This window comes from Stutzerimonas azotifigens (assembly GCF_013522725.1).
GTDB lineage: Bacteria > Pseudomonadota > Gammaproteobacteria > Pseudomonadales > Pseudomonadaceae > Stutzerimonas > Stutzerimonas azotifigens_A.
The window spans coordinates 62,073-86,187 of record NZ_JAAMRF010000005.1; the positions used below are offsets into that span (position 1 = coordinate 62,073).

Below are 24,115 nucleotides of genomic sequence, written 5' to 3' on the forward strand. Positions count from 1 at the left end.
ACATGCTCTCCAGAATCATTGAATGGTCGGTTCGCAACGTGTTCCTGGTGTTGCTCGCCACGTTGATCATTATCGGCGCCGGCGTCTACGCCGTGGTGAAAACCCCGCTGGACGCGTTGCCGGATCTGTCCGACGTGCAGGTGATTGTCTACACCGAGTTTCCAGGGCAAGCGCCGCAGGTGGTAGAGGATCAGGTTACCTACCCGCTCACCACCGCACTGCTCTCGGTACCCAATTCCAAGGTGGTACGGGGCTTCTCGTTCTTTGGCGCCTCCTTCGTTTATGTGATTTTCGAGGACGGCACCGATATCTACTGGGCGCGCTCGCGGGTGCTTGAGTACCTGAATTTCGCCTCCAAGAGCCTTCCAGCCGGCGTAACCCCCGCGCTGGGGCCGGACGCCACCGGCGTTGGCTGGGTCTACCAGTACGCGCTGACCAGTGCGCGGCATACCCTTGCGGAGCTGCGCACGCTGCAGGACTGGTTCGTGCGCTATCAACTCACCAAGGCCGAGGGTGTGTCCGAAATCGCCAGCATCGGCGGCTTCGTCCAGCAGTACCAGGTCACCGTCGATCCGCAGAAGCTGCAGGCCTACGACATCCCGTTGAGCCGCATTTCCGACGTCATTCGCACCAGCAATGCCGACGTGGGCGGTCGCATCGTGGAAATGAGCGAGACCGAGTACATGGTGCGCGGTCGCGGCTATTTGCGTGGTGCAGCGGACATCGAGAAACTGGTGCTCAAGGCCGCGGGCGGGGTGCCGGTTCTGCTGCGCGATGTGGCGCGCGTCGAGCTCGGCCCTGATGAGCGTCGCGGCGTGGTCGAGCTCAACGGGGAGGGCGAGGTGGTCGGCGGCATCGCCGTCGCCCGCTACGGCGAAAATGCCATGAACGTGATCGACAACCTGAAGGCCAAGATAGAGGAGATTCGTCCCGGCCTGCCGGAAGGTGTCGAGATCGAGCCGGTATACGACCGTTCGGATCTTATCCAGCGCGCCGTGGACAATCTCAAGGTCACGCTGCTGGAAGAGTCGATCATCGTCGCGCTGGTGTGCATTGTGTTTCTTCTGCATGTACGCAGTGCGCTGGTGGCCATCCTCATGCTGCCGGTGGGCATCCTGATCGCCTTCATCGTCATGCGCTGGCTGGGGCTCAATTCCAACATCATGAGCCTGGGCGGCATCGCCATCGCTATCGGCGCAATGGTGGACGCGGCCATCGTGATGATCGAGAACGCGCACAAGCACCTGGAGCGGGCGCCAGCGGACAAGCCGAGGGCGCAGGTCATCATCGAGGCCTGCCGCGAGGTGGGGCCGGCGCTGTTCTTCTCGCTGCTGATCATTACCGTTTCCTTCCTACCGGTGTTCACGCTGGAGTCCCAGGAAGGACGGATGTTCTCGCCGCTCGCCTTCACCAAGACCTTCGCCATGGCGGGTGCGGCGTTACTCTCGGTGACGCTGGTGCCGGTGCTGATGCTGTTGTTCGTGCGCGGGCGGATCATCCCCGAGCACAAGAACCCGGTGAACCGTTTCCTGATCTGGATTTATCGCCCGATCATCCATATCGTGCTGCGATGGAAGGTGACAACCATCGTGGTGGCGCTCGTGGTTTTGGGCGTGAGCATCCTGCCGGCGCGCCAGCTTGGCAGCGAATTCATGCCGCGCCTCAACGAAGGCACGCTGCTGTACATGCCGGCCTCGCTCCCGGGCATGTCCATCACCAAGGCTGCGGAACTCATGCAGGTGCAGGACCGGATCATCAAGAGCTTTCCCGAGGTAGCCTCGGTATTCGGCAAGGCGGGCCGCGCGGCCACGGCCACCGACCCGGCCCCGATCGAAATGTTCGAGACGGTGGTCAACCTCAAGCCGGAAGAGCACTGGCGGCCGGGAATGACGATGGATAAGCTCATCGCCGAGATGGATGAAGCGCTCCGGTTTCCGGGTGTGGCCAACAGCTGGACCATGCCCATTCAGGGGCGCCTGGACATGCTATCTACCGGCATACGAACGCCCATTGGCATCAAGGTGTTTGGCATGGACCTCGCCGGGATCGAGCGGCTGGCCACCCAGATCGAGACGGTTGTGCAGGCGGTGCCCGGGACAACCAGCGCGTTTGCCGAGCGCATCACGGGTGGCTTCTATCTTGATATTGCCCCCGACTACGATGCCCTGGCCCGCTACGGCCTGACGGTGGGGGAGGTGCAGATGGTCATAGCCACTGCGTTGGGCGGCGAGCTTGTGACCACGACCGTGGAAGGGCGCGAGCGATTCGGCGTCAGCGTTCGCTACCCACGGGAGCTGCGCTCCGACCCGCAGCGTATTGCCACCGAGGTGCTGGTGCCCACGCCGGGCGGCGCACAAATTCCGCTCGGGCAGCTCACCGATATCAGCGTTTCCAAGGGCGCGCCCAGCATTCGTACCGAAAACGCGCTGCTCTCAGCATATATCTATGTCGATATTCGCGGCCGCGACATCGGCAGCTATGTGCGAGAGGCACAGCAGGCGGTCAATGATCAGGTGACCTTTCCACCCGGTTACTACGTGACCTGGAGCGGCCAGTTCGAATACATGGAGCGGGCGGCGGAGAGGCTAAAAATCGTCGTGCCGCTGACCCTGGTGTTGATCTTCCTGCTGCTGTACCTGAATTTCCGCCGGCTTACCGAGACGCTGATCGTCATGCTCTCGGTGCCGTTCTCGCTGGTGGGTGGTATCTGGCTCATGTGGGCGCTGGGCTACAACTTCTCGGTGGCCGTGGTGGTGGGCTTCATCGCCCTGGCTGGCGTGGCTGCCGAGACCGGTGTGATCATGCTCATCTACCTTGACCATGCGCTCGCCGAGCGCCGAGCCGAACGGGAAGCAGCCGGCGAGCAGTTAACGGTGGCTGATCTCTACCAGGCAGTCATAACTGGTGCAGTCGAGCGAGTACGGCCGAAGATGATGACGGTAGTGGCCATCATGGCCGGCCTGCTGCCGATCATGTGGGGCACCGGTACCGGCTCGGAGGTGATGCGACGCATTGCCGCGCCGATGGTGGGTGGGATGATTTCTTCCACCGTATTGACGCTTGTGGTCATTCCGGCGATCTACATGCTGGTCAAGCAGCGTAGGCTGGCTGTGACCTCTCGGTAGACCGTTCATTCGCAGCTTACCCGAAGGCTTGGAGGCAGCACCCAGGCCTTTGGGGCGCCGAATGAGCAGACAAGATATTCCCGAGGAGTGCAGCTGGGTTCAGAACTGGATGTGGGCAGCAGCGAGCGAGGCCTCGCACTGCCTACAAGTCACATTAGAGACATGCTGGAGCGCGGAATGGTAGCTGCGCAACTTGGCGACTGCTTTCGAAGTACAAGTGAATCCACAAAGCATCTAAAAAGTACCATCCGCCCGTGGAGGTCGGGTGGTTGAACGCGACGTAAACTGAGCGGGTAGTTGAGTACGGTTTGACGAGCGCTCCATAGAGTTTCTCAGAGCAGTTCGATACCAAAACGACGGGCACCTAGCGCAAACAAGCCGAAACAGCCCGCAGTAGCAACGATGTAGATCATCAGAGTTGGCCAAAAGCCGAACCGGGGCAGAAGCGCCGGAAACGCGAGTAGCGTTGGAAGAGTGGGTATTACATACCAGAAGGTATACCAGGCATGATTTGCGATCTTCTCTGCTGGCTGTTTTTCAACGTTTAGCCAGATCAGTGTCAGTACAGTAATCAGAGGCAGCGCCGCAATTAGTCCACCAAACTTGTCACTACGCTTCGCAACCTCCGACACCACGACCACCACCATCGCGGTCAGAAAATATTTGCTGATAACCCAAGCCATTCGTATCTCCCAGAGCGCTATTGATGGAGCCTTTTAGACTGAGTCGCCCTTAAAGGTACTTGGTGATTTGCTTGAAATCTTCGAGTGAAGCTCGCTCCCCAGAAGCGAGTGCTTCGACCGTGTGTTCCAGGCAGTGGTCGATATGATCTTGGATAAGGACACGCTTGGCTTGGCAGACGGCTTTTTCCACTGCATGCAGCTGCTGAGCGATGTCGACGCAGGATCGACTGCCTTCAATCATAGCTACGATGCTGCGCAGGTGGCCCTCTGCGCGCTTCAACCTTTTGACGATATCGCCATGACTTTGGTGCTGGTGGCCGTGTTCGTTATCGCTCATGCCTTGAGTCTCATGCGTCGATGAATTACTCTCGCATGCTATCCCCCTGGGGGGGATGTGGTCAAACCACCCACGCCATCAGAAAGCCAACCGCTCAGGCAAAAAAAACCACAACATGCTTAGCCAATCCATCAGTGCCAAGGTGATATTCGCCGTTGCTCTTGCCATCTTGATGGCCTGGGTTGGGCACACCTCTGCGCTGTTTATGGGGGCGAGTCAGCCAGCCTGGGGTGGCAGTGACGGTGCTTCTTCGCATGCGTATGGCGAGCGCGCATTTATTTGCGCGGCATGCGCGGATCATTACCACTCCTCGCTGACAGCCGACCATGTGCACGAAACACCGCACCTGACCACGCTGCTGAGTATCAATACGCTGCCAGAGCGTGCAAAGCCGATAGACGCCCCTCGTTATTCCCTTCCTCCCGGCCCGATCTTCCTGATTGAGCGGCCACCCCGTCCTGCATTCGTGCTCTGACACAGGCCGCTGTGCGGCCCAAGACCACAGTAATTCAGGACTTTAACCATGCATTCGCTATCTATGGGCGCAAGGGGCGCATCTGTCGTGCGTCCGAATCGCTCGCTACTACTGTTGCTGCTGTTCACAGCATTGCTGTTTCTCGGCATGCCTGACGCGTTGGCCCACGCTGTTGCCGAGGGCGACAAGGGCTTTATTCAGGAAAGCTCGGGGGTGATGGTGCTGCCGTTCATCTACATGGGCGCAAAGCACATGATCACCGGCTACGACCACCTGATGTTCCTGTTCGGGGTGATCTTCTTTCTCTATCGCCTGAAAGACGTGGGCCTTTACGTCACCCTGTTCGCCGTGGGCCACACCGTGACGCTGCTGATCGGCGTGTTGGCGGAAATCAGCATCAGCTCCTATGTGATCGACGCCATCATCGGCTTCTCGGTGGTGTACAAGGCGCTGGATAACCTGGGCGCGTTCCAGCGTTGGTTCGGCCACCAGCCGAATACCAAAGCGGCCACACTGATCTTCGGCTTGCTGCATGGCTTTGGCCTGGCGACCAAGATTCAGGAATACGAGATCTCGGCGGACGGTCTTATCGCCAACCTGATTGCCTTCAACGTCGGCGTCGAAATCGGCCAGGTCCTGGCCCTGAGCGCCATCCTGATTGTCATGGGCTATTGGCGGCGCACCGCCAGCTTTTGGCGTCATGCCTACACCGCCAACGTCGCCATGATGAGCGCCGGTTTCCTCTTGATGGGTTACCAGCTCACCGGCCTGATCGTGTCTTAATAAGGAATTTTCAGCATGTTCAATACCAAGCTACCAACGCTCAACGAATTGCCAACCAGCCGCCAGCTGCTGCGCTCCACTGTGATCGCAGTAGCTGTTGCCGCTGCCTTGCTGGTTACCGTGGTGATGCCCTCTGAATACGCCATCGACCCAACGGGTGTTGGCCGGGTACTCGGTCTGACCCAGATGGGTGAGATGAAGGAAATTCTGGCCGAAGAAGCGGCGGCGGATGCAGCTGTTCAGCCAGTGGCGGCCCCGGTCGTACAAGCCCCCGCGCCCGCTCAGCTGGCACCTCAAGAACAAGTTGCAGCGGCACCTGTGGCTGAGCCGGTAGCAGAGCCACAGCCGGCCCTGAAGTCCGATGAAGTGACTGTCACGCTGAAACCGGGCGAGGCGAGTGAAATCAAGCTTGAAATGCTGGACAAGTCCACGGTCAGCTACGAGTGGACAGCCAATGGCGCTCCGGTTAACCACGACACACACGGCGAGCCCTACAACGGCCCGAAGGGCTACTACCACAGCTACAGCAAGGCCAAGCAGGTCAAAGGCGACAAAGGCGAACTAACTGCGATATTCGACGGCACCCACGGTTGGTTCTGGCGTAACCGTAGCAACAGTGACGTGACGATCACGCTCAAGACCAAGGGCGAGTACCTGAGCGTCAAACGAGTGATTTAAACCACAAGGTCTTCTTTGGAAGCGTTGGTTATCGGAGGGTGAGATAGCCCATCGCTCCAAGGTTGCTCAATCCGGCCAAGGCCGTCGAGCCAGCCAAGTGCATCAGTGAGTTTTCGAGGATCAATGATGAAAGACGCAAAAATGCCAGACCACAATCATAACCATGGTGGCGGCAAGACATTATTGCTCGCGCTGATCTTCACGACAGGTTTCGCAATTGTCGAAGTGTTCGGTGGCCTGATGGCCGATTCGCTTGCACTGCTGTCGGACGCAGGTCACATGATTACCGATTCATTGTCTCTTGGAATCGGTGCTTTTGCCGCCTTGTTGGCCAACAAGCCTGCATCGCGGCGGCATTCCTTTGGATTCAAGCGCGCAGAAATTCTCGGCGCTCTGTTCAACGTTCTGTTTATGTTCGGCGTGATTGTATTCATCACCTACGAGGCGATCCGTCGGATGGCAGATACTCCAACCGTCGCGGGTGGCATGGTATTGGTTATCGGCGGGGTCGGTTTGCTGGTGAACATCATGGTGGCTTGGGTGCTGATGCGCGGAGAGCAGACCATAAATGTTCGCGGAGCACTCCTGCACGTGATGGGAGACTTGCTGGGCTCGGTCGCTGCGCTGATTGCAGGCGCAATCATCTATCTGGGCGGGCCGTCCATTGCGGACCCGATACTGTCTCTTTTCGTCAGCCTATTGATTCTGGTGTCAGCCATTCGACTGCTGCGTGAGGTGACGCATGTATTGATGGAAGGTGTGCCAATGGGAATCGATGCGCATGAAGTCAGCTGCGCTCTAACCCGTGTCGACGGCGTCTGTTCTATCCATGACCTGCATATCTGGAGCTTGTCATCAAGTAGCCAGGCGCTAGCAGCGCATGTCGATGTGGAAGCGATGGGGCAGTGGGAAGAGATACTGCCGCAACTGCAAACGATCTTGCGGGAGCGCTTCGATATTGGGCACAGCACATTACAACCGGAGAATGCCGCTATCCGTCTAACTTGCGATGCAGATCCTCATTGTGGGTCTGGTGATTGCAAGTAGACAACCGAAAGAGCGCCCAGCCGGGCTGCACGGTAGTGGCCTGAATAGCTGTAGCACACCTTGATGCTAATTCTTGGCCTATGTTTTTAGCCTTCACTATGCGGGGTGCGGATAGCTATGCGTTCAGGCATCCAACCCCACCGCGCGTTCATCGCCTACTTGCTTACCACCGTATTGCTAGCAGGCTGCCAGAGTACACGCGAGCAACTGCTTGGGCTGGAGCAATGGTTTCCGTCAGTGTCAGGCGATGGCGGAGCGTTCGGCAGACCGTGAGGCGTGGGACCGAAACTGGCGCGACCGTGACCGCGAATGGCAACACCATGTCGACCAGGCCAAGGGGCAGGCCATGCGACGCAAGTGAACCGCGCCACGCGGGTAGGGGACATCGGCATCCCTTCTGGCCAACATCGGTGTGGCCTTTTCCGTCCGGCTTGAAGGCCTGAGCGCATGTTGGCCGTTGCTCATTCGACTAGCTCCTGAGCCGCGCCCGAAACCGGAATATCCGTTCCGGCAGGCTTAACCGCTGGTCGATACAGCACCAGGCGGTAGGTTGCCAGACAGATCACCCAATCAAACAGCAGCGTCCAGAGGTTGTGAGACAGAAAATGGGCGCCCTGCATCATGCGGCCGATGGAAAAAACGGTTCCCAACCCCAGGGCCAACCCAAGTGCCCAGGCTGCTGCACGTGGTCTGCGGTCACGCAGGAAGAAGTAAAGCGCAATCAGCGAGAAGCCGGCAGACGCATGCCCACCCGGCCAGCAGCGACCGGGTTTCAAGGTTGGCTCCCGCTCGCTCAGCAGCGGCGTATGGATTTCTGAACCGCCGAATTCGCTCAGGCTCCAGGGGCAATGGACCGCCGTCAGCGCCTTCAACGGTGTCACGATGCTGGTTGACAAGGCCAGAGCCAGCACCAGATAGCCCAGTGAACGGCGCCAGACTTTCAGCTTTGTCGGCAGCAAGCTGAGCCCAAAGCCCAGGATAGCCAGGACACCAATGGCGATGACCGCCTGCTTGGCACGGTCATGCAGTACGTCTTCGAGAAACCAGCTATGGCGACCAATGAAGCCCGTCTCAGGGCTGTAGAAGAAATTGGCGATGGCAAAATCGATTCGCGTCGGGTCGTTGACCAGGAGCAGCAGCATCAAGGCGAGCGGAATACCCATGCCCACATGGAAGTTGAATGGCCTGGAGCATTTTGAGGTGGAGCAAGACATTTCGATATTCCGGCAATGCCCCCGAAATCGCAGGGGCAAGGTGGGATGATTCAGCGCTGACTGAGTTCGGATTGCTTCAGGTCGGGCTGCCAGCCCAGCAGGCCCTCGGTGTAGTCATGGCTGGCGCTCTGGTAATAGCTGATGTTTCGCCTGATCAGCAGATCATCGATTCGGGCATTGGATTCTCGGCTCAGGCGCAACGCATCGTCATGCCGGCGCATGGCACGACGAGGGCTCAGGATCGCTAGATCCTTGCCGTCGAACAGCCCCAAGTGCTGGTAATTGCCGATCAGAGCTCGCCCGGGTGTCGCATCTGCGCGGAGCACATTGCGCCCGAAGAAGGTGGACACGTAATCCATGTTGAGAAGGCCGAGCAGGGTCGGCGCCAGGTCGATCTGGCTGGTCAGGCCGGAGAACTCGCGTGGCTCGATGAGCGTTGGTGCGTAGATGAACAGCGGAATGTGGTAGTTGGCGACGGGCAGGTCTTCGGTTCCGGCGCTGCCGGCCGTGTGGTCGGCGACAAAGATAAAGACCGTCTGCTCAAACCAGGCTTTCCTGCGCGCCTGTTCGAGAAACTGGCCGATGGCATAGTCGGTGTACTTCACCGAACCCTCGCGCCCCTCGCCTGAAGGAATGTCGATGCGCCCCGCGGGGTAGGTGTAAGGCCGGTGGTTGGAGGTTGTCATCAGTTGCAGGAAGAACGGCTTGCCGGTCGCGTAATTCGCATCTGCCTGCTTGATCGCCTGGGCATACAGGTCCTCGTCGGCCATGCCCCAGGCATTCTTGAACGCGATGTCGGCTTCGGCAACGCTGCTCTGATCGACGATGCGATAACCGTTGCCGCCGAAGAAGGCGTTCATGTTGTCGAAGTAGCCACGCCCGCCATAGATGAACACGCTGTCGTAGCCCTGTGCCTTGAATTGTTGCCCCAGGCTGGCGAAGCCGCTTTCGCGGCCGATGCGCTTGACGATGGAGCGTCCGGGAGTTGGCGGCACCGACAGGGTGATGGCCTCCAGGCCGCGATCAGTCCGGGTGCCGGTGGCGTAGAAGTTGTTGAAGAACAGGCTTTGTTGGCGAAGCTCATCCAGGTTTGGGGTGAGGCCGCGGGCATCACCGAAACTTCCCAGATACTTGGCGCTGAGGCTTTCAATCGTCACCAGCACCACGTTGAGTCGCCGGGGTTCGCCCGGGTTGTCGATCGTCCGGCGGATATCCAGCGGATCAGCGCCGAGGAAGCGGGCGTTGGGCTCGCTCACTTCCTGCCGTAGCTGCTCAGCCACTTCCCGCGTCGGCAGTGAGGCATAGAATTGGGGGTATTCCAGCTCGTTATTGCGAAAGGCCGCGAAAAACTGGAATGGACCGTTGCTTGCCAGCTCGCGCTGGTAGGCGTTGCCGCCGATGCTGCGCGGAAAGTCCTGGCCCACGCCATAAGCGCTGGCCATGGCACCCATCAGTAGCGCTCCCAGGACAGCCCCGCCGGAACGCCAGCCCAGCAGCGGTGCGCGCAACGCTGCTTCGGTGACCTTGCGCAACAGCATCGCAGCGGCTATCGCCATGATTGCCAGCAATGCCAGCAGCGGATAGATGGGATAGGACTCCAGGATGTTGTTGATCACCTCGTCGGAATACACAAGGTAATCCACCGCGATGAAGTTGAAGCGTACGCCGAACTCGTCCCAGAACAGCCACTCGGCCACGGCGGTGAACAGCATCACGAAAAGGCTGATCGCCAGCAGCGCATGCAGCAATCGCCGGTGCCAGGGCTTCTCCCAGATACTTCTTGGGCAGAGCAGCAAGTAGAACGCCAGCGGCAAGGCTGCATAAAGCAGCAGGGCCAGGTCATAGACCATGCCGGTTCCATAGACGCCGAGCAATTGGCCAATGCTGACGTTGGCGTCACCCAGGTGGCTGATCAAAAGCGTGCTGCGGGTCAGAAAGAACACCGCAAGCCATATCGTTAGAATCAGGGAGAGGTAGCGAAGCTGAGCGTATCGGAGTGACGACATCGTATGATCCTTGTGGATGAACGTGTCGCACTGTGCCGATCAGCCCGTGAGCCCTTCGTAAAAACCTTGTGAAAATAACGTCAACGTCTGTGAGCCTTCCCCATGCGTATTCTGGTGATCGAAGATAACCGTGACATCCTCGCCAACGTGCTCGACTACCTGCAGCTCAAGGGTTACACCGTCGACTGCGCCAGCGACGGTTTGAGTGGCCTGCACCTGGCCGCCACGGAACCTTATGACCTCATCGTGCTGGACATCATGCTGCCGGGAATCGATGGCTATCAGGTCTGCCGGCGTCTTCGCGAAGATGCCGGGCGCGAGACGCCGATCATCATGCTCACCGCGCGCGATGCCCTGAACGATCGCTTGCAGGGTCTCAACGCAGGCGCGGACGACTATCTGATCAAGCCCTTTGCGTTGTCGGAGCTGGTGGCGCGCATCGAGGCGGTCCTGCGCCGTAGCCAGGGCAGCCGCAAGCGGGTGCTGCAGGTTGCCGAGTTGAGCCTCGACCTGGATACGCTGCAGGTCGTGCGTGCCGGGCGCACCTTGAAGCTCAACCCGATTGGTTTGAAGCTGCTTGAAATCCTGATGCGCAGAAGCCCCGCAGTCGTTCGCCGGGACGCGCTTGAGGAGGCGCTATGGGGCGAAAACCTGCCTGACAGCGACAGCCTGCGTAGCCACATCCATCAGTTGCGGCAGATCCTCGACAAACCGTTCGAGAAACCCTTGCTGCATACCATTCACAGCGTTGGCTATCGCTTGTCGGAGACGCCCGATGCCGTCTAAACAGCCTTTCGCCCGTCGAATCGTCATCGCCTTTACATTGATGACGCTGATCGTGAGCGGGCTTTTTTCCCTCGGCATCGTCGGTATCGTTCACTCCATCGAGGAGCATCTGGTTTCCGAAGAGCTTGATCGTGAGTTGAATACCATCCTTCAGGACATCGGGCAGGGGCTGCGTCCGCGTCTTGATTCGAGCACGCAATTCTTTGCCACGACCGCGCCGGAATTTGCCATTCCCCTGCAGTTTTCGAAAACGCAGCCGGGTTTTACCGAGGTGGTAAACGGCGACGAAGCCTTCTATGTCTACACGCGCAACGTGGGCAACGAGCGTTATCTGCTGGTGCAGGAACAACACGAGTTCGAGGCGCGGGAGCAGGCGCTGTTCAATGTGGTGCTGGCGGGTTTTCTGCTCACCATCGCAGGCGCCTGGCTGCTGGGCCGCATGATGGCGCAAAAGGTCATGGCGCCCGTGAGCCGGCTCGCCCAGCAGGTTCAGCACCGCGATCAGCTGCATTCCAGCGCGCCGGCTCTGGCGCCCGAATACGCGGATGATGAGATTGGCCACCTGGCCTCGGCATTCGACAGCACGCTCGGGCAGTTGAGGCGCTCGCTGGAACGCGAGCAGCTGTTCACCAGTGATGTCAGCCATGAATTGCGTACGCCGCTGATGATCATCGGCACTTCATGCGAGCTGCTGGACGCCGCTCCGCTGGGCGCACGCGAAAAAGAGCAGGTAGCCCGCATTGCCCGCGCTGCCGCGGAAATGCGCGATCTGGTGCAAACCTTTCTCACCCTGGCCCGCAGCCAGCCGGAAGAAGCGTCACTGGCGGGGGCAACCACCCTGGCGAGCGTTGCAGCGGAACAATACAGGCGCTGGGGCCCGGCAATGGCTGAAAAGGGCCTTGGGTTCGAGCTGCTGGAGGAGGGCACTGATGCTCAGCGCTACAACCACACCCTCCTGTCTACCGTCATGTCCAACCTGTTGCGCAACGCGCTGCACTACACCGATGCAGGCTGGGTGCACCTGACGCTGGAGCCGGACGGTTTTCGCGTCGAGGACAGCGGCATGGGCATTCCTTCCGGCCAGCAGGAACGCATCTTCGAACCCTTCGTGCGGGGCGAGCGTGCCCGTGGGGAAGGCCTGGGGCTGGGACTATCGCTGGTCAAGCGCATCTGCACGCACCAGGGCTGGAGCATTGGTGTCAGCGACCTTGCGCCAGGCGGCAGCTGCTTCCGGGTCGTTCTGGGGCAGAGCCCGAATCAGCAGCTTTGACATTTTTTTCACAGGGTTTTGACAACCGCTTGACCCCCTCATCCCTAGATTGTCTGGCGTACCCCTTTGTGGAAGGCCAGACATGTCAAAAAATCATCCGATCGAACTTGAGTTCTCGCGCAAATACGACCAGGAGCATGCAGTGCAGTACCTGCACAAGCACCATGATGGTCTGGCCCGCAGGCTCTCCCACTGGCGTGATGAACAGCTGGCCCGGCGGGCACTTCAGCAAGCCGACGAGCCAGCTCTGGTACTTGATCTACCCTGCGGTGCGGGGCGTTTCTGGCCCCTGCTGGCGGAGCATCCCAATCGGGTGATACTCGCGGCCGACAACTCGGCGCACATGCTAGCCACTGCGCAAGCGGCGCAGCCCGCCGGTATCGTCGCGCGGGTCAAAACCTTCCAGACATCGGCCTTCCAGATCGACCTGGGCCCCAATGCGGTCGATTGCATTTTCTGTATACGTCTGCTCCACCACATCGCCGAAGCGGATCACCGCCTGGCCATACTCCGCGAGTTCCATCGGGTCACGCGGGATACGGTCATCGTCTCGCTTTGGGTAGATGGCAACTACAAAGCCTGGAAGCGCAAGCGCCTGGAGGCCAAGCGTGTCAGGCAGGGCCGGGCTGCGGACAATCAGAACCGGTTTGTCGTGCCGCGCCATGTGATCGAAGCGGAGTTCCGTAGAGCCGGGTTCAAGATCATCGGTCAGCAGGACTTCTTGCCGGGTTATGCCATGTGGCGCGTCTATACGTTGCGCAAGGAAGCCTGACCATGGACGCCTTGATAGGGCTACAGCCGGCGCCGGGCGGCGATACGCGCTTCGAGCGCTGGTGGAACAGCGAAGGCGAGTGGGTCGAGCTGCCCAACCAGCGGCGCGGTGGACACAGCGGTGTACAACGCTTGGTGTCGCGCGATCCTGACCAGCCCATCCTTTACTGCAAGCGCCAGGTCGGCCACCTCTACCGCTCGCTGCGGTACCCGTTCGGACGTCCGACCGTGTTACGCGAGCGGCAGGCTTTACTTGCGCTTGAGCGGTTGGGAATTCGCGTCCCGAGTCTCATTTACTGTGCCGCGCAAAAAGAAGCGGGCCAATGGCAGGCGCTGCTGGTCACCGAGGCGCTGGAAGGCTTTATCAGCCTGCAGGAATGGTACGCGCCCAATGGCCCGCACCGACATGACGGCGCGCTGAACGACAAGATGCTCAAGCAACTGGCCTTCACCCTGGCACGCCTGCACCGGGCCGGCTGGCAGCACGGTTGCTGCTACCCCAAACACATCTTCGTCAAGGTAGGTACGCGAGACGCCGAGACAGATGTGGTGATTGCCCTGCTCGACCTTGAAAAGAGCCGACGGCGCTGGCGGACCTCCGCAGCCTCCCGGCACGACCTGCGCCAGTTGCTCCGCCATCGCGAGCATATGCCGCTGGAAGACTGGGTGCTCTTTCAGCAGGCCTACCTACAGGCACTCGGGACGCGTGCGGCATGAGCGAACTAAACGATTGCCAAACCGATGCACAGGCTTTGAAGGGGCGCTCGGGCCTGCGCCGAATCATCGATGCGACAGGCTATTCGCTGGCCGGACTCAAGGCCGCTTACCTAGGAGAAGCGGCGTTCCGCCAGTTGCTGTTGCTGAACTTCATGCTGATCCCCGTTGCCTGCCTGCTCGATGTGAGCAGAACCGAACGGGCCGTGATGATCCTGGTGGCTCTAATGGCGCTGATCGTGGAACTGCTCAACTCAGCGATCGAGGCCGCCATCGACCGGATATCCCTGGCTATCCACCCGCTTTCAAAGCAAGCCAAGGACATGGGCAGTGCTGCCCAATTTCTCGCGCTGATTCTGATTGTGGTTGTCTGGGGAGCAATCTTGCTATGACTCGGCGTCCTCTAGCTAGCGTTCTAAAGGCCGATCATTGGCCGCTACTCAATGCCCTAAAAATCGTTGCCTGCGGGCTTGCCGTTTCGGCATTGGCGCTGGCATTGCCTGCATGGCGTCACCTGGCAGCAGTAACCGCCGCATCCGGCTGGGGTTACCAAGTCTACTACGACGATATCGAGAGGGTCAGCGCCCTGGCCAAGGACGACCGAAGCAATCTCTATGTGACGCAGGAATACCGAAACGGAAACGGGACGCTGTTGAAGCTGCCTGCCGATGGCAGCGTTCTTCAGGTGATGCAAGGGTTGTCCAAACCGGACGGGTTACTGGCTTATCGAGGCGGGATCGCCATCAGTCAGGAAGGTGGAAATTTACCGGTCCTGTGGATGCACGCAGACAAAACCACCAGCCTGCTGATCGGCCAAGGCGTGGAGCAGCTCGCCAGCGATGGTCGTTATCTCTATGCCATCGAGGATCAGGCCAGCGGTCGGCTGCTGCGCTTCGACCCGCAGAACGGCAAAACCGTTGTCTTGCGTGACGGATTAAACGAAGCGGAGGCGATCACCGCCTGCCCCGATGGGCGGCTTTTCTATGCCGAGAAGAAACGCGGCTGGGTCAAGCGCCTGAACGAGGACGGCGTGGACGAGACCGTTTGGTCCGGGCTAAACGAACCCGGTTATCTGCTCTGTACCGAAGAGGGACTCTGGGCCAGCGAGGACGCCACACACATGGCACGTCTGCTTTTGCTGGATAACACCGGCACCGAGCATGTCGTCCTCGGCCATCTGCGCTCTCCACAAACGCTGCTACGTGTCGCACCGCGCCATTATCTGCTCGCCGAGCAGGGCCGCGATCGCATCCTCGAGCTGAATCGCTCCTAAAGGTCTTCCCATGAATTCAAACCAGCGGCCCTCGGGTCGTGTGGCTGCGCGTGGAACATCGCCAGGCACCCTTGAACACCTCGGTTTCATTCTGACGAGCGCAATCGTCCTTCTTCTTCTTTTTTCACTGCTGCGACTCGGGCTGCTGGTCTATAACCACGAACTGATCGGCGACACGCCTGCGGCCAGCTTTGTCGAGGCTTTTTTCAATGGCTTGCGCTTCGACTTGCGTGTCGTTGTGTTCATCTGTGCTCCGCTGATCCTGGCGTTATTCAGCATGCGACTAGTGGCTGCGCGCCGCTGGCAACGCTACTGGCTGAACTTCGCAGCGGGCCTGGCGATATTTCTCGGCATGGTCGAGCTGAACTTCTACCAGGAATTCCACCAGCGCCTCAACGGGCTGGTTTTCCAGTACATCCAGGAAGATCCGGCAACAGTGCTGAGCATGCTCTGGCATGGATTTCCGGTGGTCCGTCTGCTGATGGCCTGGGCGGTACTGAGCGGGGCAGCATTCGCAATGTTTGCCTGGCTGAATAGGCGTTGGAAGTCGGCCGGCCGCCAACCGAACGGGCAGCGCAGCGATCGATCCGTGCGTTCGTGGCCTGTCCGAGGTGTGACATTGCTGCTCTGCGTGCTGGTTTCCGTCATCGCCGCACGCGGCACCCTTCGCCAGGGCCCGCCCCTGCGCTGGGGCGATGCGTTCACGACCGAATCGATGTTCGCGAACCAGCTTGGCCTGAATGGCATGCTGAGTCTGTATGCCGCCGGGAAAAGCCGTCTCTCCGCCGAACGGGACAACGTCTGGAAGCCTTCGATGCCGTCCGACCAGGCCGTCGCCATCACCCGCGACCTGCTGCTGGGCCCGAATGATCGCCTGGTCGACTCGGAAACGGCAGCCATTCGCCGTGACTATCAGGCACCTGCCGATACCCGGTTGCCGATTCAAAACGTGGTGGTGATCCTGATGGAAAGCTTTGCCGGCCATTTCGTTGGGGCGCTCGGGAGCCAAGCCGGGATAACCCCGAACTTCGACCGCCTGGCACAGGATGGCCTGTTGCTTCGCCGGATTTTTTCCAACGGCACTCATACCCATCAGGGCATGTTCGCTACCATGGCCTGCTTTCCCAACCTCCCCGGGTTCGAATATCTGATGCAGGCGCCTGAGGGCGGCCACCAGTTCTCCGGCCTCCCACAGCTGCTAAGCGCCCGAGGTTATGATGATCTCTACGTCTACAACGGGGATTTCGCCTGGGATAATCAGTCGGGTTTTTTCAGCAACCAGGGCATGACCCGGTTCATCGGCCGCAATGACTATACCAATCCGGTCGTCTCTGATCCGACTTGGGGCGTTTCCGATCAGGACATGTTCGACCGTGCCGCCGAAGAGTTGCTCAAGCAAGACGGGAGCAAGCCGTTCTACGCCTTGCTTCAGACGCTTTCAAACCATACGCCCTATGCACTTCCCGATCCACTTCCGGTCGAGCCTGCCAGCGGTCACGGCTCGCTCGATCCGCATCTGACAGCCATGCGCTACTCCGATTGGGCACTGGGTCAGTTTTTCGAGAAGGCCAAGAAGGCGCCTTATTATAAAAACACGTTGTTCGTCCTCGTTGGTGATCATGGTTTCGGCGCGGAAGAACAGCTGACCGAGATGGACCTGTATCGTTTTCACGTTCCCCTGCTGTTGATTGCGCCAGGCATACAGGAACGGTTCGGTAGCACAATGGATGTGGTGGGCACTCAGGTGGACGTGGTGCCTACGATCATGGGCCGGCTGGATGGTGCGGTGCGCCAACAGTGCTGGGGCCGTGATCTGCTGAGCCTGGCGTCGGACGATCCGGGCTTTGGCATCATAAAACCCTCTGGCGGCGACCAGACGGTCGCTATGGTGAGCGGCGATCGGATCGTGGTGCAGCCAAAAGGTATGGAACCACGAATTTATAACTACCAACTTGGGGCGCAGCCGCAAAGTACTCGGACCGAAACCACCTCGGCAGATGCAATTTTACTTGAGCAAATGAAGGCGTTTGTACAGACCGCCACCGCCAGTTTAATCGACAACACCGCAGGCGTCGGCGGGCGCTCTCCGAGCGAAGGCGTGGTCGGTACAGTGCGAGAGCCCTACGAGTAAATTAAGGATACGGCTGGGAGGTTGCTGACCTCGATCGTACCCTCGTTGGATATTGGTTCAGCGGTTAATACGTACTTAACTTCTGGTCAAGTCAGTACAAATGCCATCAGTGCGAAGTTTTAGATGCGGGTTGTTGGGTGGCACCTCATCGAACAGGTGCTGCGGTTCTGCCAGCAGATAACCGTGTAATCGTCTTGACCTGCGTGGTCCCGTCACCTCGCATGTCCAGATGTTCAGACCATTGACCTGTTTGCGGTGCAGCTGCAGCTTCTCGAAGCGCTTTTGCACCCACTGCCAATCTGCAATCTGATCCTGCTTGGCGAGCGCGGCCGTGTGCGGGTGCTCCTTTGCGTAGCGCTGAAACACACCGGGGCTAACCAGAAATGCCGTACCAGCCACAGTGTGCACCAGGGCCTTGGCGTCATTGATGATGAGCTTGCGACTCTGTACACGATTTCGCAGCCAAGCCATGAAGTGTTCGCCGGAAGGTGGCTCTTGTGTATTTCCACTGTTCTTGGTGGACATAGGCACAGCGGCAGGCGCCAGCATTGCATCGTTCGCCTGGGAAGTTGCTGGCGGGTCATTGGTGCTCGTTTCTGGTGGTGCTTTAATCTCTGCCCTCTGCGGGGGCGGTTCGGTATCTGAGGTGCCGAGCAATGCCAGCAGGGCGTCGACGCTATCGGCAGCGGGTGCAGCAGAGGGCGCAGGTGCTGCGGCCGCCACGGGTGAGGTTTCACCGCTATCGATGGATGACTCTGTGGCCGCATCGTTGCGCTCTACCTCAATCTCGACGGTGCCCGTGAATGGCTCTGGCCGATCATCTCCCTCCCAGATCAGGGCCGGCGCCAATCGCAGCAGTGTGAACGTGTGCGACCAACCCACGTCGCTCGTGACCGTCGCTCGCCAGATTGCCTTGCCATTAGTGGCGGGCTGGAGCAGGCCGTGATTCTGCAGCACGTTGAACACGGCAGTGTTATTCGCGGGGATACCTTCGATGCCCTGTGCCAGCAAGTGCGCGCGCAACTTGTCAGAAACAGTCTTGCTGACCAACCACAGAGAATCCTGCGTCAGCCAGCCGTCCGACGCCTGGGCCTGGTTGAGTTTCAGCTCCTCCTTTAGCAGATAGCGCAGGCCATCGAGTAGCTTGCGCTGCAGCGCGTGCTTCGGGGCTGCCATCGCACGTACAGGATCGCCGCCCAGCGCTTGGGCAACTGAGGCACGGTCTGCCTGAATGACCAGTTCGCCGAGGACACCAGCGTGTTCGTACTGGCCGGCCAGGACGTACAGCAGTGCGGACCAGAGTGGTGGAAAGGTGCTGAGCCAGTCGAGAGTCTCGCCATCGAGCACCTGTCGATACAGCAAGCCCGTCGCCGCGCTGTGTAGGCGGTATTCGCGATCCGGCCGGTAGCGGAATCGGTAGGGGCGGGCTAGCGGGCCGTGCCAGGGGTGCCAAGTGCTGCCGTCGGCATGTTCGACGTGCAGATCGACGGCGATCTTGCCGATGTCATGCAGCAACGCGGCGTAGGCGATGGCGGCGGTCCAGGCTTCTGCCTGTACTACTTGGTCCTCGGGTGTGGTGCCGCTGGGTAGGAGATACGACTGACGCAGCTTGAGCGCATACGCGACGATTTCCAGGCCGTGGTCCAGCATCCCCCCTGGATACGCATGGTGATGTGCTTCCGAAGCAGGAAACTGCTGGACCAGCGCGGCATAGCGTTGCAGCGGAGCCAGGTAGAGCGAGGCGAAATGTTTGCGTGAGAGCGAGGTACGTTGCCAGATGTGCTCCAGCAGTTTCTGCCGGCGCGTTGTGGACAGCAGCGACGCGACCGACTCCGGCCGCATCAGTCCTTTTTCCTTGTCTCCGCTGGAGGGGGGCGAGTCCGTTGGTAGTTGGAGTTTTCGTTGGAAAAGCGAGAGCATTGATGGCACCTGGAGTCGAGGCAGGCGAGGGCCTTTTCCCTTTCCGGGTAGGCCCGTTTCCCTTCAGTCCCGTTCCCTTACGCCCTTTGCGGAATCCTTTGATATAGCCGGTACGGGCGGAAATCCGCGAGCGTCTATGCGGGGTGGGTGATTCCCCTTTAGGGCTCAATCTAGAAGGGCGTGTCAGCCCCCGTGATTTTTAGTCTCTTGCCTTTTTCCAGACTGTTGGTGCGGGCAGTTGCTCCTTTGCTGGCCGCAGACAATGCGGTGATGATCTAAGCCGGATTTTTTAGAGAAGGCAGGCTGTTCAGGCCCTACCGTGGCGACCTCACATAGACCAGCCGGGTAGACACCATGCCGAACCTATACCATACTGACCATATCAATCATATTGACCGATATGGTCCGAGGTGCGCGATGATTACCGAAGTCAGCGCTGTTAGCTTCCGGCAAAACCTGGGCGAGATGCTTAACCAAGTCCAGTACCGTAACGACAGCATCGTCATCAAGAAGGACGGTAAACCGGTTGCGGCCCTTGTAGATGCCGAGCTGTTCGCTCGCATTCGACGCATGCAGGAGCGCTTCGATGCCTTAAGCAGCAGGATCGGCGAAGCCTATGCCAGCGTACCGGTCGAAGACGGTCTGGCCGAGATCGAGGCTGCGGTTGCGGCTGAGCGGAAGCGGGGCTGATGGCAGGGCTGCGCGTCGTGCTCGATACCAATGTGCTGGTGTCGGGCCTGGCGTATCCGGGCAGCGTGCCGGGGCGTATTGTGGCGGCCTGGCGTCAAGGCGGTCTGGATGTCGCGCTATCGCACTACATTTTGGACGAGCTGGCCCGAGTGTTGCCGCGCTTGCCCAGGATCGGCATGACCCCAGAGGAGATCCGCGATCTGGTCGACAGCCTTATGTTCCTGGTCGATATTGTCGAGCCTGAGGGCGAACATGCGGCTGACCTGCGCGATCCGGCTGACCAACCCGTATTGCTCACACTGGTGGCGGCGCACGCCGATTATCTGATTACCGGCGACAAGGACTTGCTAGCGCTGGCAAATCGGTATCCCATCGTAACGCCTGCGGAGTTTTGGTCGCGCCACGGTGTCTGATGGATGACGTGCAGAAATGCCCGTTACGCTTGAATAACCACGTGAGCTTCGATCAAAGGCACGGCAGACCCAATGTTGAGAGGACATAGCGGGACGACCATGAGGTAACCACCATGAAAACTTTTGCGCAGACTTCATTCGCAGAGCACCTTGGCCAAGTATTCGGCCGGATGTGGTGTGGATGCCTGCGTCTAGAGCGGAAGATGAGTGGTTGGCTCGTAGAGCACGGTTTACCTGCTGGTGGAGCTACTGCCTTACTCTGGATTGCCAAGCTGATGGTGGTTGGCGTGCTGCTATACGCCGCCTTCTGGTTGGTGCCTGTGCTTCTTGTGGCAGTGGTTGCGGCATGGATGGCCCGCGACTCCGATGATGGTGCGTCAGAAGAGTGGGCGGTCGGTGAGCAAGCTGAACACAAGATCAATCCTGGCTACCATCCGGCTCTTTACAACGACGCTCCCGATTCGCGTTATGCAGACCCGCAGCATGATGACTAACGCCATCGTTAGGTGTCGGGTTCGCTGCCTACTTGAGTTTGCCTGAGAGCATTCCCGGCGCTTTTCCTCCTGCTTGACTTACCGGTCGTGTGCCATCCGAGAGCCCTTGGAGCAGTCCGCCGGTGCGTACACCGACCCAAGATAAGGCAGCAACCCAAAACGCGGGCAGCGTGATAAACATCGTGGCCATCACGAAGTTGACGACCATATCGCCGAAAGTGTTGTTCAAGCCGATCAGCGGATCGAAGTTCGCATGCGGCCGGTTCCACCCCCAGCCCCAGCCATAGAGAGCGTCGAGGATCGTCGAGTCGATCCAGCGTGCGAGCTGGAACCAGAAATCGACAAAAAACAACGCGAACTGCACGATGCTGATTGTGACTACGGTTTTGAGATCGTAGGTGCCGATAACCAGTACCAGCGGGATGCAGATCACCAGCGCCATCTTTAGCAGTGCCAGAACCATCGGCAGCGCCTGTCGCATCGCATCCATTGCCGGGAAAAACCCGATGGAGCCGATGGTCAGCCCGGCGTCGCTGACGGCACGGGTGGCGACATTGGGAATGGTCATTTCGATCTGGCCGCCGTAGTCGCTGTAGACCGCACCCTGGTTGAGCTTCTGCTGCCGCGGCGACGCGATGGCTCGAATCACCGAATCGTCGACCTGATCCTGTGACAGGAAACCGGCCCAGCCGCCGATTCGCGTCAGCAAGCTGGGGTCGACCTGGCCGAGCAGGCGTGCACGCAGTCCGTTCGTGCTGTCGGACCACCATTGACTGCAGGTTGGATAACCCGCACCGCTGGGCACCTCCGTCAGCCCTTCATCTCGGCTGCTGTCATAGGCCCAGCCCTCGCGTGGTGTCATTGCGCGATAGATGTCGTAGTAACCCGCAGTGTTGAGGAAGAAGCGCGAGCCGATCCAGCTCACATCATGCATCTGTTCCTCGTTCAGCGCCGGGCGATTCATGAAAAGCTTGGCGCGTGCTGGCCCATAGCAGTCATGGGTGAAATCGCTCACTTCTTGGGCAAGTACTGGATCATCGATGCGAGTGGCGTCGACCTCCATGCGCATCTGCCGCAGATCGGTGCCGCAGGGGATCGCCGCCACCGCAGCGCCGGTGAGCGCCCGCGAGACGGTGTGCATGAAAGCCCACCACACCGGCACTTTGGCTGATTGGTTGTTGAGGGTACTGAAAGACTGTGACCAGCCTGTCTCAGCAGGCGCCGGGACACTCACTTGGCATTGAGCTGAGCGGGTGCGATCGAACTGGAGCGTGTTGAAATCCACGTCGATAAACGGCATGCCCGCGAACAGGATAACCACGATGGACACATAGATGCGGTTCTCGATACGCACGGCCGACAGCGCGCCCTTGTTTCCTTCGTCGGCACCTTCCGCGCGGGCCTTGAGCCATTCCTGAATGATGATGGCCAAAAAGGGTATGGCGAATACGCCACTGGCGACGAGAACTGCCCAAATGCCGTTGTGGACGATCCAGGAGACCAGCGTCAAGTAATACTCAAGGTAATCGGTGGTGTAGAGGGTCATTGCAGCCTCCGGTTATCCGCCTTGTACGAACTGGCTGATCTCCAGTGCCGCTACTGCGATGACGGCAGCGATTTCGGCCGTCCGCAGGCGCCGGTGAGTGCCGGGCTCCGCCTCGCGTGCCAGTACACGGCGCCGCATCCAGCACCAGCCCCAAGTAGTGCCGGCATAGAGCAGTAGCCGCCAAGCCAGGAAATGGCCGCTATGATCATCCAGCCATCGCTGCCAACCCTCGATGCCGCCGGCCAAGTGGATGCCGACGACATTGGCAGTGATTGTCGCGACCAGTAGCAGAAGGACCCACAGCAGCGTAAAACCTGCGCGACGTAGCCAGTGGCGCCGCCACGCCATACTCATGGAGTGCTCCCGCTGCTTGGTGGGCGCTGCAACTGATCGAGCCGGTCGCGGGCCGGATCACCTTGATAGATGCCTCGCGAGCCCGCAGAGCGTGCGCTGTGACGCTGGATGATGGCAGTGGGCGAATTGCTTGCCAGCTCGCGGCGCAGCTCCAGCTCGGTTTTCAGGTTATGGATTTCGCGGTCGAGTAGGTCGCTTTCGTGTGAAACTGCTTTTTGCGCCAATTCGTTGGCTGCAACGTTCGGTTCTTTGCGTCCAGTCAGCAGGGTACGTTGCAGCAGCAGTGCTTTTTCGAGCACGCTGGACAAGGCGATTTCCGAAGCGAGGCGCCGCGCCAGGATGTCTTGGTCGGGTTCGTCGCGCAGTGCTTCAATCACGCCGCGCGTGATTGGCAGCGAGGCGCTGCCGGCCGTTTGTAAATTGTCGAAGCTTAGGGGCTGGCTGCCTGCGATCAGCCCCTGGAGTACTTCGAGCTTCTCCTCGTATTCCTCCTGGATCAACGGCGTCAGGCCGACTCCGGGCATCGTCATAGTCTTGGTGCATGCTTCGCACGTGCGCTGCTCTTGCTCGCCCAGCACCCGTACGGCCCAGGCTGAGGCTGCGGTGGGCGAGTTCCAGGTCTGGCAGGTCAGGTTGCCACCGCAACTGCTCGGATCGATCGTGCTGGTGTCGTCGACATCGCGCCCGTTAACCAGGTTGTAACCGGCGCGGGTAACATCACTGACGACGCGAATCGGGCGCTGCCCTGTGCCTCCCGCATTTTCGCCACCGACCCAGGTCACCCCTTCATTGCCGCGGCTCGCTTCGGTCTGCTCAATGGCAGATACGGCGTCGGTGCTGGATACGGCTTGCTTAAGTACCATCCCATCGGCGAGCTGGCTCCATCCGATCTGGCCGCCAGCCATGTCGCCCATCTTCTCCGCCATTGCGCGACAGGTCAGTTTGGAGCGGTCAAAGTCCAGCCGAGCCTGTAATACGCCGTTGGTGAGCAGGTTATAGAGCCCTGGGTCCGCCCTCTGGATGATCAGTGCTGGCAGCGACGCCACGGCGGCCGTGGCGTTCTGAATGACTGACGACATGATGGTCTGGAAGCCGTTGGTCGCCCCGTTCAACTGGTTCTGGATCGTGGTCGAAATAGACATGTCGCCGCAGATCAGATTGCTGTCCCATCCAACGCCGACGCCAATGGCGCGCATATTGGAGGCGGGTGTCATCGACACGGCCTGGCCGCCGCCAATCGAATACAGCACGTCGTCGCCGATCACGGAGCCCTGGTGTTGCACACCATGTTGGTTGACGCTGGTCTGAGCGAAGGTGCTTGTGCACGCCATCATCAAAAAGGCGGTTAGAAGGAGAGGGCGCGGCATTGCAACGGGAGAGGATATGCAACGGGTCATCATGGCCT

The 24,115-nt window shown here is 59.7% G+C and carries 23 protein-coding genes; 15 read left to right on the plus strand and 8 right to left on the minus strand.

Annotated features, from left to right (window positions below):
- Nucleotides 1-2 precede the first annotated feature (2 nt).
- The gene (locus G7026_RS11055; RefSeq protein ID WP_181070834.1) at nt 3-3,125 is read left to right on the plus strand and encodes an efflux RND transporter permease subunit; all 3,123 of its coding nucleotides are present in this window, start codon (nt 3-5) and stop codon (nt 3,123-3,125) included.
- A gap of 332 nt (nt 3,126-3,457) precedes the next feature.
- Here the strand turns inward: G7026_RS11055 and G7026_RS11060 are convergent, their stop codons facing one another.
- Together G7026_RS11060 and G7026_RS11065 are read right to left on the minus strand one after the other, a co-directional pair.
- Nucleotides 3,458-3,808 carry a DUF3147 family protein gene (locus tag G7026_RS11060; RefSeq protein WP_028238071.1) on the minus strand — a complete coding sequence of 117 codons (351 nt, stop codon included), beginning with the start codon at nt 3,806-3,808 and terminating at the stop codon, nt 3,458-3,460.
- Between the two features lie 49 nt (nt 3,809-3,857).
- On the minus strand, nt 3,858-4,145 hold the full coding sequence (locus tag G7026_RS11065; RefSeq protein ID WP_181070835.1) for a metal-sensing transcriptional repressor: 288 nt from the start codon (nt 4,143-4,145) through the stop codon (nt 3,858-3,860).
- A gap of 115 nt (nt 4,146-4,260) precedes the next feature.
- Here G7026_RS11065 and G7026_RS11070 point away from each other — a divergent pair, with 115 nt between their 5' ends.
- The 4 genes from G7026_RS11070 (at nt 4,261) to G7026_RS11085 (ending at nt 7,128) form a co-directional block, all read left to right on the plus strand.
- Nucleotides 4,261-4,620 carry a hypothetical protein gene (locus tag G7026_RS11070; RefSeq protein ID WP_181070836.1) on the plus strand — a complete coding sequence of 120 codons (360 nt, stop codon included), beginning with the start codon at nt 4,261-4,263 and terminating at the stop codon, nt 4,618-4,620.
- Nucleotides 4,621-4,668: 48 nt separating this feature from the next.
- Nucleotides 4,669-5,403: a HupE/UreJ family protein gene (locus tag G7026_RS11075; RefSeq protein ID WP_181070837.1), complete on the plus strand. Its 735-nt coding sequence runs from the start codon at nt 4,669-4,671 to the stop codon at nt 5,401-5,403.
- Between the two features lie 15 nt (nt 5,404-5,418).
- Nucleotides 5,419-6,081 (plus strand): transmembrane anchor protein, encoded by a 663-nt coding sequence (locus G7026_RS11080; protein ID WP_181070838.1) that lies wholly within the window; start codon nt 5,419-5,421, stop codon nt 6,079-6,081.
- A 126-nt stretch (nt 6,082-6,207) separates the two neighbouring features.
- Entirely contained in the window at nt 6,208-7,128 is a 921-nt protein-coding gene (locus tag G7026_RS11085; protein WP_219858404.1) for a cation diffusion facilitator family transporter, read from the plus strand.
- 461 nt (nt 7,129-7,589) lie between these two features.
- On the opposite strand, the gene G7026_RS11090 is transcribed toward G7026_RS11085, so the two are convergent.
- Nucleotides 7,590-8,291, minus strand: a complete 702-nt coding sequence (locus tag G7026_RS11090) for a phosphatase PAP2 family protein (protein WP_258190240.1) — start codon at nt 8,289-8,291, stop codon at nt 7,590-7,592.
- Nucleotides 8,292-8,392: 101 nt separating this feature from the next.
- Nucleotides 8,393-10,348, minus strand: a complete 1,956-nt coding sequence (locus G7026_RS11095) for an LTA synthase family protein (protein WP_181070840.1) — start codon at nt 10,346-10,348, stop codon at nt 8,393-8,395.
- 102 nt (nt 10,349-10,450) lie between these two features.
- Here G7026_RS11095 and G7026_RS11100 point away from each other — a divergent pair, with 102 nt between their 5' ends.
- The 7 genes from G7026_RS11100 (at nt 10,451) to G7026_RS11130 (ending at nt 17,293) form a co-directional block, all read left to right on the plus strand.
- Nucleotides 10,451-11,134, plus strand: a complete 684-nt coding sequence (locus tag G7026_RS11100; protein WP_181070841.1) for a response regulator transcription factor — start codon at nt 10,451-10,453, stop codon at nt 11,132-11,134.
- The gene (locus G7026_RS11105) at nt 11,124-12,404 is read left to right on the plus strand and encodes a sensor histidine kinase (protein ID WP_181070842.1); all 1,281 of its coding nucleotides are present in this window, start codon (nt 11,124-11,126) and stop codon (nt 12,402-12,404) included. Before G7026_RS11100 ends, G7026_RS11105 begins: the two co-directional genes overlap by 11 nt.
- An 82-nt stretch (nt 12,405-12,486) precedes the next feature.
- Nucleotides 12,487-13,176, plus strand: coding sequence for a class I SAM-dependent methyltransferase (locus tag G7026_RS11110; protein WP_181070843.1), 690 nt, complete (start codon nt 12,487-12,489; stop codon nt 13,174-13,176).
- A gap of 2 nt (nt 13,177-13,178) precedes the next feature.
- Nucleotides 13,179-13,892 (plus strand): lipopolysaccharide kinase InaA family protein, encoded by a 714-nt coding sequence (locus G7026_RS11115; protein WP_181070844.1) that lies wholly within the window; start codon nt 13,179-13,181, stop codon nt 13,890-13,892.
- Entirely contained in the window at nt 13,889-14,281 is a 393-nt protein-coding gene (locus tag G7026_RS11120) for a diacylglycerol kinase (RefSeq protein WP_181070845.1), read from the plus strand. Before G7026_RS11115 ends, G7026_RS11120 begins: the two co-directional genes overlap by 4 nt.
- Nucleotides 14,282-14,373: 92 nt before the next feature.
- Entirely contained in the window at nt 14,374-15,162 is a 789-nt protein-coding gene (locus tag G7026_RS11125) for a hypothetical protein (protein WP_258190241.1), read from the plus strand.
- Between the two features lie 10 nt (nt 15,163-15,172).
- The gene (locus tag G7026_RS11130; protein ID WP_181070847.1) at nt 15,173-17,293 is read left to right on the plus strand and encodes an LTA synthase family protein; all 2,121 of its coding nucleotides are present in this window, start codon (nt 15,173-15,175) and stop codon (nt 17,291-17,293) included.
- Nucleotides 17,294-17,368: 75 nt separating this feature from the next.
- Here the strand turns inward: G7026_RS11130 and mobH are convergent, their stop codons facing one another.
- Nucleotides 17,369-19,213 (minus strand): MobH family relaxase, encoded by a 1,845-nt coding sequence (gene mobH, locus G7026_RS11135; protein ID WP_181070848.1) that lies wholly within the window; start codon nt 19,211-19,213, stop codon nt 17,369-17,371.
- 417 nt (nt 19,214-19,630) lie between these two features.
- Here mobH and G7026_RS11140 point away from each other — a divergent pair, with 417 nt between their 5' ends.
- The 3 genes from G7026_RS11140 (at nt 19,631) to G7026_RS11150 (ending at nt 20,810) form a co-directional block, all read left to right on the plus strand.
- Nucleotides 19,631-19,903: a type II toxin-antitoxin system Phd/YefM family antitoxin gene (locus G7026_RS11140; RefSeq protein ID WP_003291072.1), complete on the plus strand. Its 273-nt coding sequence runs from the start codon at nt 19,631-19,633 to the stop codon at nt 19,901-19,903.
- Nucleotides 19,903-20,316 (plus strand): putative toxin-antitoxin system toxin component, PIN family, encoded by a 414-nt coding sequence (locus G7026_RS11145; RefSeq protein ID WP_003291071.1) that lies wholly within the window; start codon nt 19,903-19,905, stop codon nt 20,314-20,316. Before G7026_RS11140 ends, G7026_RS11145 begins: the two co-directional genes overlap by 1 nt.
- Nucleotides 20,317-20,429: 113 nt before the next feature.
- Nucleotides 20,430-20,810 (plus strand): DUF3742 family protein, encoded by a 381-nt coding sequence (locus G7026_RS11150; protein WP_181070849.1) that lies wholly within the window; start codon nt 20,430-20,432, stop codon nt 20,808-20,810.
- A gap of 28 nt (nt 20,811-20,838) precedes the next feature.
- Here G7026_RS11150 and G7026_RS11155 read toward each other — a convergent pair whose 3' ends face one another.
- The 3 genes from G7026_RS11155 to G7026_RS11165 are packed head-to-tail and all read right to left on the minus strand — an operon-like array spanning nt 20,839 to nt 24,110.
- Nucleotides 20,839-22,356, minus strand: coding sequence for a conjugal transfer protein TraG N-terminal domain-containing protein (locus tag G7026_RS11155; protein ID WP_181070850.1), 1,518 nt, complete (start codon nt 22,354-22,356; stop codon nt 20,839-20,841).
- A gap of 12 nt (nt 22,357-22,368) precedes the next feature.
- Nucleotides 22,369-22,710, minus strand: a complete 342-nt coding sequence (locus G7026_RS11160) for a hypothetical protein (protein WP_181070851.1) — start codon at nt 22,708-22,710, stop codon at nt 22,369-22,371.
- Nucleotides 22,707-24,110 (minus strand): integrating conjugative element protein, encoded by a 1,404-nt coding sequence (locus G7026_RS11165; protein WP_376749968.1) that lies wholly within the window; start codon nt 24,108-24,110, stop codon nt 22,707-22,709. The genes G7026_RS11160 and G7026_RS11165 overlap by 4 nt, the downstream gene beginning before the upstream one ends.
- Nucleotides 24,111-24,115 lie beyond the last annotated feature (5 nt).

Excerpts from the sequence above, each read along its gene's own strand:
- G7026_RS11055 (WP_181070834.1), top strand. The coding sequence starts at position 3 with ATGCTCTCCAGAATCATTGAATGGTCGGTTCGCAACGTGTTCCTGGTG.
- G7026_RS11060 (WP_028238071.1), bottom strand. The coding sequence starts at position 3,808 with ATGGCTTGGGTTATCAGCAAATATTTTCTGACCGCGATGGTGGTGGTC.
- G7026_RS11065 (WP_181070835.1), bottom strand. The coding sequence starts at position 4,145 with ATGAGCGATAACGAACACGGCCACCAGCACCAAAGTCATGGCGATATC.
- G7026_RS11070 (WP_181070836.1), top strand. The coding sequence starts at position 4,261 with ATGCTTAGCCAATCCATCAGTGCCAAGGTGATATTCGCCGTTGCTCTT.
- G7026_RS11075 (WP_181070837.1), top strand. The coding sequence starts at position 4,669 with ATGCATTCGCTATCTATGGGCGCAAGGGGCGCATCTGTCGTGCGTCCG.
- G7026_RS11080 (WP_181070838.1), top strand. The coding sequence starts at position 5,419 with ATGTTCAATACCAAGCTACCAACGCTCAACGAATTGCCAACCAGCCGC.
- G7026_RS11085 (WP_219858404.1), top strand. The coding sequence starts at position 6,208 with ATGAAAGACGCAAAAATGCCAGACCACAATCATAACCATGGTGGCGGC.
- G7026_RS11090 (WP_258190240.1), bottom strand. The coding sequence starts at position 8,291 with ATGGGTATTCCGCTCGCCTTGATGCTGCTGCTCCTGGTCAACGACCCG.
- G7026_RS11095 (WP_181070840.1), bottom strand. The coding sequence starts at position 10,348 with ATGTCGTCACTCCGATACGCTCAGCTTCGCTACCTCTCCCTGATTCTA.
- G7026_RS11100 (WP_181070841.1), top strand. The coding sequence starts at position 10,451 with ATGCGTATTCTGGTGATCGAAGATAACCGTGACATCCTCGCCAACGTG.
- G7026_RS11105 (WP_181070842.1), top strand. The coding sequence starts at position 11,124 with ATGCCGTCTAAACAGCCTTTCGCCCGTCGAATCGTCATCGCCTTTACA.
- G7026_RS11110 (WP_181070843.1), top strand. The coding sequence starts at position 12,487 with ATGTCAAAAAATCATCCGATCGAACTTGAGTTCTCGCGCAAATACGAC.
- G7026_RS11115 (WP_181070844.1), top strand. The coding sequence starts at position 13,179 with ATGGACGCCTTGATAGGGCTACAGCCGGCGCCGGGCGGCGATACGCGC.
- G7026_RS11120 (WP_181070845.1), top strand. The coding sequence starts at position 13,889 with ATGAGCGAACTAAACGATTGCCAAACCGATGCACAGGCTTTGAAGGGG.
- G7026_RS11130 (WP_181070847.1), top strand. The coding sequence starts at position 15,173 with ATGAATTCAAACCAGCGGCCCTCGGGTCGTGTGGCTGCGCGTGGAACA.
- mobH (WP_181070848.1), bottom strand. The coding sequence starts at position 19,213 with ATGCTCTCGCTTTTCCAACGAAAACTCCAACTACCAACGGACTCGCCC.
- G7026_RS11140 (WP_003291072.1), top strand. The coding sequence starts at position 19,631 with ATGATTACCGAAGTCAGCGCTGTTAGCTTCCGGCAAAACCTGGGCGAG.
- G7026_RS11145 (WP_003291071.1), top strand. The coding sequence starts at position 19,903 with ATGGCAGGGCTGCGCGTCGTGCTCGATACCAATGTGCTGGTGTCGGGC.
- G7026_RS11150 (WP_181070849.1), top strand. The coding sequence starts at position 20,430 with ATGAAAACTTTTGCGCAGACTTCATTCGCAGAGCACCTTGGCCAAGTA.
- G7026_RS11155 (WP_181070850.1), bottom strand. The coding sequence starts at position 22,356 with ATGACCCTCTACACCACCGATTACCTTGAGTATTACTTGACGCTGGTC.
- G7026_RS11160 (WP_181070851.1), bottom strand. The coding sequence starts at position 22,710 with ATGAGTATGGCGTGGCGGCGCCACTGGCTACGTCGCGCAGGTTTTACG.
- G7026_RS11165 (WP_376749968.1), bottom strand. The coding sequence starts at position 24,110 with ATGATGACCCGTTGCATATCCTCTCCCGTTGCAATGCCGCGCCCTCTC.